The organism is Nonomuraea sp. NPDC005650, from assembly GCF_040605375.1.
GTDB lineage: Bacteria > Actinomycetota > Actinomycetes > Streptosporangiales > Streptosporangiaceae > Nonomuraea.
On the sequence record NZ_JBEXCR010000103.1, the window covers coordinates 1 to 13,680 of the forward strand.

Sequence of the window (13,680 nt, forward strand, 5' to 3'; positions counted from 1 at the left end):
TTGATCCATGCGCCGACCTGCAGCCCTCCGCAGGTTTGCAGATCTTGAGCGGTTGACGTCTGAGCAGTTGCTCAAATGACTTGAGTGACTCTAAATCGGTCCCGAACCCCAAGAGGAAGTCCAAGATCAATAAGACCGTTGTCGGTTTCCCAAGTGGTCTGCACGGATGCGCGAAGTGGTCTCTACGCTGCGGCACACCCCGGGACGCGGTCAGGGCCCGCGCGGTGCGCGGGCCCTGACCCGTTGTGGGGTTTCCTGCGTTATGCGGTGGCGGGCCGGAGGCGTGGTGGAGCTGGATGCGGCGGTTTCAGGTGGGGCGGCGGATGGCCTCTACGGCGGTGTCGTAGAGGTCGAGCATGTCGGCCTGTCCGCGCAGGCGTACCCATTCCTCGTTGGCTGCCTGCAGGCAGATGATCGCTGCGGCGGCGATCGCTCGGGCTTGCAGGGTGCGGCGGTCGGAGTCGGGCAGTCGCGGCTCGATCAGCGGTGCGAGCAGATCTTGCCAGCGGGCTTGCTTCTCGGCGTGTCCGGCGCGTAGGGAATCGTTGCCGAACAGCAGCGTGATGAACTCCAGGCGCCCTTCGGCTGTCATGTCGATCTCCTCGAGCACCTGGAACGCCGCGCGCAGCGCCGCCCAGGCATCCTCGTCGGCCGGGCGTTCGGCGAGGCGCGCAGCGATCAGTTCACCTTGTTCGGCCAGGCTGCTGAGCGCGAGGTCTTCCTTGTTGCGGAAGTAGTTGAACAGGGTCCGCCGGGAGATACCCGCGGCGGCGGCGACCTCTTCGAGGGTCGTGTTGTCGTAGCCCTTGGCGGCGAACAGCTCGATAGCGGTCCGGGCCAGCAGCGAGCGGACCACGGAGCGGGTCTGTTCCCGAAGAGGTGTCGGTTTCTGAGCCATGCACCGATGGTACGTCATCTCACACGATGCAGCTACTTGCACTCCGTGCAAATGCGTGCGTAGAGTGAACGCCATGAGCACAATCGACTACCACCGCCAGACCGTCATCGTCACCGGCGCCAGCTCCGGCCTCGGCGCCGAATTCGCCCGCCAGCTCGCCCGTCGCGGCGCCAACCTCGTGCTGGTCGCCCGCCGGGCGGATCGGCTTGAGAGCCTGGCCGCCGAGCTCACCCGAGCCCACGGCGTCACGGTGACCACCGTCGCCCGCGACCTCGGCCTGCCCGACGCCGGCCGCACCCTGCGCGCCGAACTCGAGTCCCGCGGCATCTACGCCACCGGGCTGGTCAACAACGCCGGCTTCGGCACCCACGACGCGTTCACCGACGAGGACCCCGACCGCCTGCAAAGCATGATCGCGCTGAACATCAGCTCCCTGGTGGACCTCAGCCGCGCCTACATCGACCCGCTGACCGCAGCCGACACCGGCATCCTGATCAACGTCGCCAGCCTGCTGGGCTTCCAGCCCACCCCGTACATGAGCGTCTACGGCGCCACCAAGGCCTTCGTCCTCAGCTTCACCGAATCACTGTGGGAAGAGACCCACGACACCGGCCTACGCGTGCTGGCCGTCTGCCCCGGCGCCACCCGCACCGAGTTCTACGACGTCGCCGGCAGCCAGACCGCCGACTACGGCACGAAACGGGCCACCCCCGAACAGGTCGTCACGATCGCCCTCGACACCCTCGACCGCCGCTCCGCACCCCCGTCGGTGATCACCAACGGCCGCCCGCTCGCCCTGGCCAGCAAACTCCTGCCCCGCCGCACGATGGTCCGGCTCATGGGCCGGATGGCCCGCCGCCCGCACGCCTAGCCCACCGCCGCCCGCACCAACCGCTGAGGAAGCCGACACCCCCAGCCCGCCGCCGCCATCCGCACCAAACCCACATCGCCGGCCTGCTCGGCCAGGCTCATCGACCAGCTAAGGAGCACCGTCATGACCACCACCGACGTCACCACCCAGCCCACCGACGCCGAGCGCTTCCAGCACATTCTGCAGGTTCAGCGTGCCGCCTACCTGCGCGACGGCGCGCCGTCGCTGGCGGCGCGGCGCAGCGACCTGGCCAGGTTCAAGGCGGCGCTGATCGCCCGGCGCGGCGCCATCGAGGAGGCGATCAACACCGACTTCGGACATCGCTCGCGCCACGAGACCGCGATGATGGAGATCGTGGGTGTCGTGCAGGGCATCGACTATCTGCAGCGCAACCTGCGCCGGTTCATGCGCCCGACCCGCCGGCACATCGAGCTGCTGCTGCGGTTCGGCAGCAACCGCATCGAGTACCAGCCGCTCGGCGTGGTCGGGGTCATCTCGCCGTGGAACTACCCGGTCAACCTGTCGCTGATGCCCGTGGTCACCGCGATCGCCGCCGGCAACCGGGTCATGCTCAAACCATCGAAGCTGACCCCGGCGACGAACGCGGTGCTCGCCTCGATGCTCGCCGAACTGTTCCCGCCGGAGCAGGTCACCATGGTCAGCGGCGACGGCTCCGCGTTCTCGGGCCTGCCGTTCGACCATCTCGTCTTCACCGGCAGCACCGAGGTCGGCCGAGCCGTGATGAAGGCCGCCAGCGAAAACCTCGTCCCCGTCACCCTCGAACTCGGCGGCAAATCCCCGACCATCGTGGCCAAGGGACACGTAACGGATCAGGCCGTCGCCGACATCGTCTTCGGCAAACTGCTGTCCGGCGGGCAGACCTGCATCGCCCCCGACTACGCCCTGGTCCACGAATCCGAGATCGACACCTTCATCACCGCCTACGACAGACTGGTCAAGGCCGCCTACCCCGACGGCCCGACCAGCGACGACTACACCTCCATCGTCGATGACAAGCAGTACCAGATCCTCACCGACCTGATCGACGACGCCCGCACTCACGGGGCCCAGGTCATCGAGGTCGGACACCGGCCGGGCGACGCGGCCCGCCGCCCGCACACCCTCGCACCCACCGTCGTGCTCGGCGTCACCGACGACATGCGCATCGCCCACGAAGAGATCTTCGGCCCCATCCTGCCGATCTTCGGCTACCGCGACATCGACGACGCCATCGACTACGTCAACGCACGACCCCGGCCGCTCGCGCTCTACTACTTCGGCGACGACGGCCCCGACCGGCGCAAGCTCCTCGACCGCACCACCTCCGGCAACGTCACCATCAACGGCACCCTCATGCACGTCGCGCAGGACGACCTCCCCTTCGGCGGCGTCGGCGCCAGCGGCATGGGCAAATACCACGGCATCGAAGGCTTCCGTACCCTCAGCCACCCCAAGGGCATCTACACACAAGGACGCTGGAACGCCACCCGCCTGCTGCGCGCCCCCTTCAACAAGCGCACCGATGCCCTCCTCAACTTCTTCCTCCGCTGACACAGCCATCACCCGCGCCACGCAGGTCCTGAACACCACACCCACCCCCACGAGTGCGGCCGACCGTTCGTCGAGACCATCGGCGCATCGGCGCAGACCCCGAGCGGCGACGTCGCGCACCAGGACGCACTACCACCCGCGCCTCGGCCAAGCCCTGGCCAAGGCGAACACCTCCGAAAAGGAAGCCCACCGATGACTGACCACGACCTCGTTCTCGTCACCGGCGCCGGCGGCGTGGGCCGCCTCGTCACCGAACGGCTGCGCGCGCAGAACGTACCGGTCCGCGTCCTGACCCGCCGCGAGAACGACCGCACGGCCGAGGTGCGGGCACTGGGCGCCGAGGTCGTCACCGGGGACCTGACCCGAGCCGAAACGGTGGCGGCCGCGCTCGACGGCGTCCGCCGGACATACTTCGGGCTCAGCGTGTCCCCGGACCACCTGCTCGCGGCGACCATCATGGCCACCGTCGCGAAGGCACACGGCGACCTCGACCTGCTGGTGGACATGTCGCAGATGACGGTGTCGCAGATGACCGCCACCAGCACCGCGGAATCCCACCAGCAACGGCTGCACTGGCTGGCCGAGCAGGTGCTGGACTGGTCGGGCCTGCCCGTGGTGCACGTACGCCCGACGACCTTCCTCGACAACCCGCTGTTCACCGCCCTCGCGGCACAGTCGATCCGCGCCAACGGCACCCTCGCCCTGCCGTTCGGCACCGGACGCACCTCGCCGGTCGCCGCCGACGACGTCGCCCAGGTGGCCGCGACCATCCTGCGCGATCCCGGCGAGCACGCCGGCAAGGTGTACGAGCTGACCGGACCACGAACACTCGACATGACCGAAGTAGCCCAGGAATTCTCCAAAGCGCTCGGCCGCACGGTCACCTACCGGGACGTCCCCCTGCAACAGTGGCGCACCGAGGTACTCGCCAAGGCGGGCCTGCCACAGCACACCGAGCAACACATCGCGACCATGGCACAACTGCACCGCGCGAACCGTTACGACAGAGCGACCACCGACGTCGAACGCATCACCGGGAAACGGCCCCTGACCGTCGAGGAGTTCGTCACCGCCCGCAAGGACTTCTACCTCGGCTGACTGCCGCAGCAATCCCAGGCGGCGGCATCACCGAAGCCGCGGCCAGGCACGTCAACGGCGCGCCCGACCGCGACTGCCGTGGATGACACTGCGCCTGCCGATAATCACATCCGCCCAGGTCACGACCATGTGAGGGCTTCGCGTGGCAGCGTGAACTCCAGCCACCCAGGAGACGAACCAAGTGCGGCGCGATAATCGGCCGTGCTCCTTCGCCTGGCCTACCTCACTGTCACGAACACGTTCGCCGCACTGCGACTGCTGCCCATTGGCGATCGAGACAAGGACATCGAGATCCTCGCCCTGCGCCACCAGATCACCGTCCTCGAACGCCAACTGGGCGCCGACACCAGATTGACATTCGCGCCCGAAGACCGGGCCTTTCTCGCCGCTCTCCTCACCTCGCTGCCCCGCGAGGTCCTGCGCCGGCTGCGGCTCCTCGTCCGCCCGGACACCGTCCTACGCTGGCACCGCGATCTAGTGAAACGGCGCCATGCCCGTACCTGCCGGCCCAAGCGGCCTGGCCGTCCACCCACCATCCAGTCCATCCGCGCTCTCATCCTGCGTCTGGTCCGGGAGAACCCCGGCTGGGGTTACCGGCGGGTGCACGGTGAGCTCACCACCCTTGGTATCAAGATCGCGCCGTCCACAGTGTGGGAGATCCTCAAGCAGGGAGGTCTTGATCCGGCACCCGAGCGGGCGTCCACCACCTGGGCCGACTTCCTGCGCTCGCAAGCCGATGCCCTACTGGCCGCCGATTTCTTCGAGACCGTCACCTTGAACGGGCAACGCCAGTACATCCTGGCCCTCATCGAGCACGCCACCAGGCGCGTCCGCGTGCTCGGCACCACCGCTCACCCCACCGCGAACTGGGTCACACAGGCGATAAAGAACCTGGTGATGGACCTGGACGATGCGGGCTGCCGGGCACGCTATCTCCTCCGCGATCGAGATGGGAAGTTCCCGGCCCTCATGAACGAGATCCTCGCCGAGGCCGGGATCAAGACGGTGCTCACCGGTATCCAGATGCCGCGGATGAACTCGATCATGGAGCGGTGGGTGCAGTCGTGCCGCCGCGAGCTTCTCGACCGCTGCCTCGTCTGGAACGAACGCCACCTGCGGCACGCCCTGCGCGAGTACGAACGGTTTTACAACCAGCACCGAGCCCACCAAGCTCTAAACCAAGCAGCCCCGCTGCGTCCCATCCCCAACCCGATCAAAGACTCGGGGCGAATCATCGACCTGAACATACGCCGACGAGACCGGCTCGGCGGAATCCTCCACGAGTACTCACATGCCGCTTGAACTGCACGGATGGAATTTTCGGCAGGCGCACACTCCGGCGACGTAGTTCAGCGTTGAACGCGACCAATCGACGGCAGCACGATAGAAAAGCATTCGAGGCCCCTGGTTGTGACGGATCTGGTTGTGGTGATCAATCCATCTACCAGGGGTTTCTTACGTCGTCAGGCGAACACCAGGCTCGCAATCATGCTGTTACCAGCAACCCGCAGCCAGGGGGATGCAAAAGCCTCAGTGGACCGTCCGCCGAAAACCCGTTGTCGTAGGCACGATCAGCGAATACCCCCACGCCGCTTAACCGCAAGTCAGGGCCCGTAACTCAATATTCGAGCGGCACAGGCTCGGCTCTCCCCTTCCCTGACCATTGGCCGGGACCTCCAACGACGCCGCAGGCTTCGCTTCATACTACGGACCGCATCGTTGCTCCCCTTATTACAGTGCCTTTGACGCTTAGCTTCGACCCCGCTCGTTTCCAGACGAAACCGCCAGCCTGCTATCGGGCCTCCTGGCAGCTACCCGGACCGGACTCACACCGGCAAGCGACGACGGGCATACAAACAGACGATCAGCCGCTACGTCACGGCTTCACCTCTGTCCTGCCGGGCACGCGAGTTATCGAGGTTGGGTTTCATACTGCCGAATCCAGGGTCAGAACGTCATAAGCGGTGGATGCCGCATGGACCACTGCCTGCCAGTGCGGCGAACCAAGGTATTCCGAATCACTTCGATCCTCGCCTTCGACTGCAAGTAGCGCATTGAGTGCATCCGCGAGTTGCGAAACGACCTCGGCCTCCCTTTCCGATCTTAGGTAAGATCCGATGGACCCAAATGGATCCTCACAAACACCGCTATCGTCATAGAGGATATGAATATTTAGACTAAAGTCATCATAGTATTCGGGATGGGGAAATTCGCGCCTTATCCAGACAGCTTTCTGGTAGTCCGGGTCGGCAAGGGCGCGAACAGCCCCCACGACTTCGTTTCGCATCTCAGGGAACCTAACTGGACTCACGGCTCGTACCACTTGCCCCACTTCTTCCATTCCCTATAAGGGATATGGGCATTATCGAAGTCATTCTTGACGGACCCGTTGATTGGCTTGCCATCTCGCCCGATTACCTTACCGTTTCGTCGAACGACGACATGGTCTTGCCGTTGGGACGGTTGCGGATTCTTTGGGTTTCCCTTGTCAATCCTAACCCCATTCCCAGGGTTCTTCGGATCTTCCCACCGGGTTCCTATACCCTTCTTGTTGGCCTTTCCCATCCAGCTCTCGGGTATTTTCTTCGTCGCCCCCCTGGGAGCCCACAACGCTCCCCTGCCGGCAGAGCCGCGACCACGAGTGACGGCAGCCAGTAGAGCGCCTTCAATAACTCCTTCGCCCTCGCCGACGAGTCCTGCGCGTTCAGCTCTACCACTGGCGCAGCGCTTCTCGCCACAATGTGTTCTGCGGTACCTGTCCTCCGCCTCTTTGTGGAGATTGTAATCCTTTTTCAGCAGGCGGTCGCGGGCTTCCCTGCGCTGCTCCGCTTGACGCCGCCTCTGGGTCTCCCGCTTGCGGTCGCGCTCGTATTGCTGGTGCCGCTTCTGGTGGATTTTGCGTTCGCGGGCGGTCTTCTTCGAACCGTTGGGGTTGTGGGTTTGGGCGAAGTTCTGGTTGGCGTTGGGGCGCTTCTTGTCGCGGGAGTAGCCGTAGCTCTTGTCGGAGCTGCCGCCGCCCGCGTCGACGCGGCGGCCGTCGGGGTCGGACTGGTCGATGGGGTTGTTGGCGGCGTAAGAGTAAGGGTTGGCCCATTCAGGGGTGCGCAGGTCGAGTTCGGGGTCGGTGGAGATGAACTTGGCGATGGCCGGGTCGTAGTAGCGGGCACCCAGGTAGGTCAGGCCGGTGGAGGCGTCTTCGGTCTTGCCGAGGAAGCCGCGGTCGGTGAAGGGCAGGTCGTCGCCGCCGCGGCGTTGGCCGAAGGGCAGGTAGCGTTCGCGGCTGACGGTGCCGGTGGTGTCGTTGACGGCGAGTTGGGTGCTGCCGTGCATGCCGGCGAGTATCCAGGTGACGCCGCTGGTGTCGCGCATGGCCACCAGGCCGTCGTCGATGGCGGAGTAGTAGCGCTTGGCGGTGACCTGGCCGCTGGCGAGGCGTAGTTCCATGGCGTCGAGGTAGAGAGTGGTGCTGCCGTCGGGGTCGCGACGGATCAGTCGTTCGCCATCGGCGTCGTAGACCATGCTGGTCTGCTGGCCGTCCACGGTGGCCTGGGTGAGTTCGCCGAGCTGGTTCCAGTCGAAGGTGGCTTGCTTGCCAGCGACGGTGCGGGCGGCGAGCTGGCCGTTGTTGTCGTAGGCGTAGGTGTCAGTACCGCTCGGGCGGGTGATGCTGGTGACGGCGTTCGGGCGGACGGCGTTGGGGCCCGGTGTGGGGTAGGTGTAGGTGGCGCTGTGGCCGTTGTCGGTCAGGGTGGTGAGGTTGCCGACCTTGTCGTAGGCGTAGGCCTGGCTGTAGGGGTCGATACCCTTGGCGTCGCCGGCGCCGGTGCAGGAGCTGGCGGTGGTGGTGTAGGCGGTCTTGAGGCGGAGCAGGCCGTCGTAGGTGAAGCATTCGGACTGGCCGTCGGTGCTGCCGGGGATGGCCGAGGCGGCGTCCAGGACGCGGGTGATGTTGCCGGCGATGTTGTAGGCGTAGCGGTCGTCTTGGACGGTGTCCGGGGTGGAGGTGTCCGCCTTGGTCTGGGTGGCGACGCGGGAGAGCCAGTCAGTGGTGGGGTCACGTTCGAGGACCCGTTTGATCTGGCCGTTGCCGCCCAGAGACCGGGTCTCAAGCTTGCCGGTCAGGGTGAAGGCGGTGTCCTTGACGTAAGTGAAGCCACCCAAGTCGGAGCTCAGACCCTTGGCGAAGCCGAGGTCGGTGTAACTATGGGTGAGTTTCTCGGCCGGCAACCCGCCAGCTGCGGGCAGGTTCTCTTCACGGAGGTTGCCAGCTGCGTCGTAGACGGAGGTGAAGGCGTAATCGCGGCCGAGCAGGCCTTCGCCGGCCGGGATGGTGACCTTGGTGGCGGTGGGCCGGTAGTCGCTGTCGTAGGCGGTCACCGTCTGGGTGTAGGGCTGGCCCCCGGTGTAGCGGGTAGCGGCGTCGGGCTGGCCCTTGGCGAGGGTATCGTAGCTCCATTCGGCGAGCTTGGTACCGGTGTTCGGCTCGCCCGCCCACTGAGCGGTGCGGCGGCCCATGTCGTCATAACTGGTGGAGACCTTCTGGCCCTTGCCGTCGATACCCCAGATCTGCTGGCCGGCCAGGTCGTAGCCGTAGCTGGAAGAACCTGCGTCCGGGTCGGTGGCGGCGGTGCGCCGCGTCAGCCAGTCGTAGGTGAAGGTGCGGACGTTGCCGTTGGCGTCCGTCATGCTGGTCAGGTTGTCGCCCAGGTCATAGCCATAGGTGCTGTCGGCGTGCGTGGTGGCATCCGACCATTCCTCGACCTTGACGACGCGGTCGAAGGCATCGGTGACGGTGGCGGTCTTGCCACCGACCGGCGGGGTGACCTCGGTGCGCTCGGTGCCGAGGTAGGCGGTGGTGGTGCGGCGCAGTTCAGTGCCCTGGCGGTAGGAGACGGATGCGACCGGGCGTTCCAGCCCGTCGTAGACGGTCTTGGTCCATTGCGGCAGACCCGTGAGAGCGGGGTTGAGCAGTCCGCTGCCCGGATCGCTGGTGTTGTGCACGGGTTCAGAGACTGCTTCGGCCAGACCGCGCGCGTCGTAGGTGGTCGCGATGACGATCCGGCCACCACTGGGGGAGGCGGTCTGCGTCTCACGGGTACGGCCGAGCCCGTCGTCATAGCTGTGTGCGGTGGTCCACTTAGCCTGGCTGCCGGTACCGGTGAGCAGTTGCTTGACGGTGGTCTTGATCGGCGCGGTCGGCTGCCCTAACCAGCCATCGAAGGGAATGCTGTAGGCGACGGTGGCGGTGGGGGTGCCGCCGCTGCGCGGCTGGCCCGGCTCCCACAACGCGGTGGTACGGCCCAAACCGTCGTAGTCGATCTCGGTGGTCTTGCCGTTGGCATCCACAACGGAGACTGGCTCGCCCAGCGTATGCGACAGGCGCGACGTGACGGTGTGGCCGAGCGGGTTGGTGACCGTGATGCCGTCCTTGGGCCAGCCAACGGTCGGGGTGTAGGTGGTCGTGGTGGTCTTGTTGAGCGGGTCGCTCACACTCAGTGGCCGGCCGTAGTCATCGAAGGTAGCCTTGGTAGTCGAGACAGTGCTGGCGGCTGCGTAGGCGCGCACCTCGGTGGGGTTGCCGTCGCTCGGCTTGTTCGTGGCCGGGTCGCTGCCCGCGTCGTACAGGGTGATCGTCTTGCCGATCAGAGTGCCGGCCGTGCAGTCGTCGCCGGAGCGTTTCTCCACCACGGACGGGAAGTCGGTCAGCCACTGCCCGGAGTCGGCGTTGCGGGCATAGGTGGTGGTGACGCAGGAGTTGTCGCCTGCGACGCCGTCCTGCCCGTAGTCGTTGACCTTGATCGGCAGGCCGTCGGCGTTGTAGGCGGTCTTCTCGTCGGTGTAGCGCCAGGTTCCGCCCGTCACCTTCTGCCGGGAGCGCTCGCGGGTCTGCAGCACGTAGGCGGGGTCCATGGTGCCGGGCCCGTTGCCGGTGGTCTGCAGCGTGTACTCCCACCGGGTGGAGTCGACCTCGGTGTAGGCGCCTGGGCTGAGCGAGGTCATCTGCCACGTCTGCTCCTGCAGCACCTGGCCCTGCAGGAGCGGCGCGTCGGTGATGGCGGTGCCGTCGAAGTCGGTGACGCTCTGTCCGGAGCCGCGCAGGAACGTCCGGGTGCTGACCGAGTAGGCGGACGGGTCGGTGCCCGAGCCCTCAACGGTGCGGACCTGACTGTAGCCGCGCCAGTCCGTGCCGTCCGGGGCGTGCTCGGGCTCGGCGAACTGGACGGGATTCGTCCAGCGCGGGCTGCCGAGGAACTCGTAGCTGTGCACCATGTCCGGCGAGCCGGCGACCATGTCCCGCTCGACGACCTTGGTGGCCAGCTGCTTGTAGTAGCGGGTCCAGGCCTCGTAGCCGGATTCGGGATCGCTGCCCATGTCGATCTGGTAGCAGTCGCCCACCTGGTCGGTCAGATAGTTGCTGCCGTCGCGGCCCTTGCCGCCGCCGCATGGGTCGGCCTGGCCGTAGGTGACCTCGACCCGGCCGCCCATCCCGTTCTTGACGGCAGCCATGCGTGGCACCATCCGCCAGGACACCTGATCGACCCAGTCGGAGTTGTTGATGTAGTCCATCTTTCCGGCCAGCATCACCGCGTCGAAGTCCAGCGGTGGCAGCATCACCTGCGGGCTGGTGGCAAGGCCGGTCTGTTGCACCGTGTCCAGCCACATCGCCGGGTCGAACGGCAGGCCCTGGTCGGTGCGCTGGTACATCCACGTGTGCGCGAAGTCCAGCCGGTCAACCGGATCCCACACCCCTGAGGTGGGGTTGCGCGACTCGGTGAGCACCGAGGTGAGCCGGCGGGTGGTGTAGAAGGCGATCGCGTCGTTGGTGCAGCCCGCCTGCTGGGTGCAGTTCAGGTCGGTGGGCACGTCCTCGTTCGGGCGGGCGGCGGTGGTGAAGGTGGTGCGCGCGGTCGGTGTACTGCCGGCAACCTGGGTGTTGTGGCCCCACGCGGCCGAGGTCAGGAACCCGCCCCGGTCGTAGGGCAGCACCTGGTAGACCTCGTCGGTGCAGGAGGGCAGGCAGAAGTAGTTGCTCTCCCGGGTGTAGGAGTAGTCGATCACGTTCTCGTTGCGGTCGACCTCCTGGTCCAGGTTCCACCGCCACACCCCGGTGCAGGTGGGCGGGATGAAGTTGTTCCAGTACCGGTCGAAGCACGGCTCACCGCTCTCGTCCCCGACGTAGGGGACCTGCCACTGGGCGTCCTTGGTGTAGCCGAACCGCCAGGCCTGCCCGCTCTGATCAGTGATCTTCCAGTACGGGTTGCCGTCCGCGCCGCCGGCGACCTGCTCGATCTTCCAGCCGAAGTCCGGGACCGTCTTCCACGCCCCTGAGGTGCGGTCCTTGACGATCTGCGCCGACCGGCCACCCGCGCTCAGCACCAGCTCCGACTGTGATCTGTCGGTGGTGGTGGCATCGTCGTCGTTGTCGTCCGGCGACTCCCAGCACAACGCCCCGCCTGGCTTGCTCTCCTCGGCGATCCATACCAGCTCGGACGTTTCGTCGTAGTAGGTGTACACATGGCAACGGCGGTAGCGCCGTTCGATGAACCCCGCGCTCAGATCCCAGCCCGCGCCGACCACCCCGGTCTGGTTGTTGGTCCACGCGCCCTGCCCGTCCACCGACGAGGCGTCGTACTGCAACGACAGGTCCGGGCCGTTCCCGGCCGCCGACGGCGGCTCCGGCAGCGGCAGGTCGTAGTCGAACCCGCCCCCGGACGTGCCCGCCTGCCAGGCGCCCGACGGCTTCAGGTCCGTGGCGCCCCAGTTGCCGTCCGGCCCGGTCAGGTTGCCTGCTAGCAGATACACCGACCCGGCCGCCAGCTGCGCCGCCAGCACCTGCTCGGACGCCTTGGCCGCGCCCGCCTTGCGGTCCTTGCCCAGGGCCAGCGGCTTGACCTCCGCCGGGGCGGCGTCGGCCGACGTCGCCTCCACCTCAGCGGTCAGCGTGCCCGTCTTCAGGTCGTTGGTCGAAGGCACCACCGTCGGCCGCACCACACACGTCCGCGGCCGCGGCACCTGCAACACACACGCGGGCAGCCGCACCACCTGCAACCGGCTGACAAACTGCCCCCCGTAGGCGTCCCGGAAATCGGCATAGGAGAACGCCGCCCGTACCTTGCCCGGCGCCGTCCCGCCATCAGCTCGCACCAGCCGCGCGGCCACGCCCACCCCGCCCAGCTTCGCGGCGGTTTCCGGCGCCAGCGTCTCCACCGTCACCTTGTCCAGCCCGGCACCCGGCGCTTGGCCCACTCGAACCGGCAGCGACCCGGCATCGGCCAGCTTGCCCACCGCCGGCACGTTCACCTCGGCCTTGCCTGGCTTTGGCCACACCGGCTTCTTCGAAGTGACCTTCGGCGCGGACTCCTCCGCCCCCTTGATCACCTTCCGCTCCGGCACCGGCCGGGCATCCACTGACTGCTCTGGATCCGGCGCGGCTGCCGCCGCCTGCTGTATCAGCTGATCAGGCACGCCCACGCTGGAGATCAGCACCAGCGACACGAGGCTGACCACCAAGGCCACCAACCACATCCGCAGACCACGACCGCGCATCCCGAACCCCTTCACGGCACGCTGACGCAGACCCCGGGCAAGAGGGCCGCCAGCCACCTAAAGCAGACATAAGGACGATCAAGAGGAATGTGATCGAGAAACGAAGATCGGTCAACGACGGGAGTGTTACTTACCCGACACCACCAGTAAGGGAACGTCAGCTCGCATCGGCATGCGCACTGGTCAAATGCCCTGTCAGAGGACATCGTTTTCCCCACAGAGGCAGCGATGTGAGTTGTGTCACACGGATGTGATCTGGGATGCGCGAACCTTGAGTAACGGCTTGACGTGCACCACCTGCCCCGGCCGAAACCCGTCCATGCAGGTCAAGAGGCACGTCAACACTCGTGGAGGACTTCGCTAAGCCTGCCTCGTCGACGTATGGTCACGTCGACGAATCGCTCTGTATCAGTGATCGAAACCGGCACGGTGCACAGCGGCGCTCAGGCCGTCGACAGCACAGCGGAGCCGTCACGTGCCAGATCAAACCAGCTCCAGCTCGCCAATCGAATGCAAAGTAGGGACGATCAAGGGATGCCGTCCGCCCCATGGTTGCTCGTTGGATGCTCGTCGGCACCTGATACGGCATAACACTGGGCGGCATTCTTGGGCATTTCGTGTGCCGACGGCCATGGAAGACTCCTGGTGGGCGGCCAGTTGAGTCCCGGCTGATGGCCACGAGAATTCCCCGTGGATGGCCTCGGGTGCCCTGATC

At 66.3% G+C, this 13,680-nt stretch carries 8 protein-coding genes; 4 read left to right on the forward strand and 4 right to left on the reverse strand.

All coding sequences use genetic code 11. The features are described from left to right. Positions 1–307: 307 nt before the first annotated feature. The gene (locus ABZS69_RS66405; RefSeq protein ID WP_355395333.1) at positions 308–898 is read right to left on the reverse strand and encodes a helix-turn-helix domain-containing protein; all 591 of its coding nucleotides are present in this window, start codon (positions 896–898) and stop codon (positions 308–310) included. 73 nt (positions 899–971) lie between these two features. On the opposite strand from ABZS69_RS66405, the gene ABZS69_RS66410 reads away from it, so the two are divergent. Then, on the forward strand, positions 972–1,769 hold the full coding sequence (locus tag ABZS69_RS66410) for an SDR family oxidoreductase (RefSeq protein ID WP_355395336.1): 798 nt from the start codon (positions 972–974) through the stop codon (positions 1,767–1,769). Here ABZS69_RS66410 and ABZS69_RS66415 read toward each other — a convergent pair. Then, positions 1,766–1,894: a hypothetical protein gene (locus ABZS69_RS66415; protein ID WP_355395339.1), complete on the reverse strand. Its 129-nt coding sequence runs from the start codon at positions 1,892–1,894 to the stop codon at positions 1,766–1,768. The two genes, ABZS69_RS66410 and ABZS69_RS66415, sit on opposite strands and share 4 nt — an antisense overlap. Here ABZS69_RS66415 and ABZS69_RS66420 point away from each other — a divergent pair. The 3 genes from ABZS69_RS66420 (at position 1,893) to ABZS69_RS66430 (ending at position 5,720) form a co-directional block, all read left to right on the forward strand. Further along, positions 1,893–3,320 (forward strand): coniferyl aldehyde dehydrogenase, encoded by a 1,428-nt coding sequence (locus ABZS69_RS66420; RefSeq protein WP_355395342.1) that lies wholly within the window; start codon positions 1,893–1,895, stop codon positions 3,318–3,320. The two genes, ABZS69_RS66415 and ABZS69_RS66420, sit on opposite strands and share 2 nt — an antisense overlap. A 192-nt stretch (positions 3,321–3,512) precedes the next feature. After that, positions 3,513–4,418, forward strand: coding sequence for an NmrA family NAD(P)-binding protein (locus ABZS69_RS66425; protein ID WP_355395345.1), 906 nt, complete (start codon positions 3,513–3,515; stop codon positions 4,416–4,418). Positions 4,419–4,619: 201 nt separating this feature from the next. Then, positions 4,620–5,720 carry an integrase core domain-containing protein gene (locus tag ABZS69_RS66430; RefSeq protein WP_355395348.1) on the forward strand — a complete coding sequence of 367 codons (1,101 nt, stop codon included), beginning with the start codon at positions 4,620–4,622 and terminating at the stop codon, positions 5,718–5,720. A gap of 625 nt (positions 5,721–6,345) precedes the next feature. On the opposite strand, the gene ABZS69_RS66435 is transcribed toward ABZS69_RS66430, so the two are convergent. Next, positions 6,346–6,705, reverse strand: coding sequence for a hypothetical protein (locus ABZS69_RS66435; RefSeq protein WP_355395351.1), 360 nt, complete (start codon positions 6,703–6,705; stop codon positions 6,346–6,348). A 20-nt stretch (positions 6,706–6,725) separates the two neighbouring features. After that, positions 6,726–12,965: an RHS repeat-associated core domain-containing protein gene (locus ABZS69_RS66440; RefSeq protein ID WP_355395353.1), complete on the reverse strand. Its 6,240-nt coding sequence runs from the start codon at positions 12,963–12,965 to the stop codon at positions 6,726–6,728. Between the last annotated feature and the right edge of the window lie 715 nt (positions 12,966–13,680).

What these genes read in the sequence shown, in the direction of transcription:
- ABZS69_RS66440 (WP_355395353.1), bottom strand. Translation starts at nt 12,965, where the DNA reads ATGCGCGGTCGTGGTCTGCGGATGTGGTTGGTGGCCTTGGTGGTCAGC.
- ABZS69_RS66405 (WP_355395333.1), bottom strand. Translation starts at nt 898, where the DNA reads ATGGCTCAGAAACCGACACCTCTTCGGGAACAGACCCGCTCCGTGGTC.
- ABZS69_RS66415 (WP_355395339.1), bottom strand. Translation starts at nt 1,894, where the DNA reads ATGACGGTGCTCCTTAGCTGGTCGATGAGCCTGGCCGAGCAGGCCGGC.
- ABZS69_RS66410 (WP_355395336.1), top strand. Translation starts at nt 972, where the DNA reads ATGAGCACAATCGACTACCACCGCCAGACCGTCATCGTCACCGGCGCC.
- ABZS69_RS66425 (WP_355395345.1), top strand. Translation starts at nt 3,513, where the DNA reads ATGACTGACCACGACCTCGTTCTCGTCACCGGCGCCGGCGGCGTGGGC.
- ABZS69_RS66435 (WP_355395351.1), bottom strand. Translation starts at nt 6,705, where the DNA reads ATGCGAAACGAAGTCGTGGGGGCTGTTCGCGCCCTTGCCGACCCGGAC.
- ABZS69_RS66420 (WP_355395342.1), top strand. Translation starts at nt 1,893, where the DNA reads ATGACCACCACCGACGTCACCACCCAGCCCACCGACGCCGAGCGCTTC.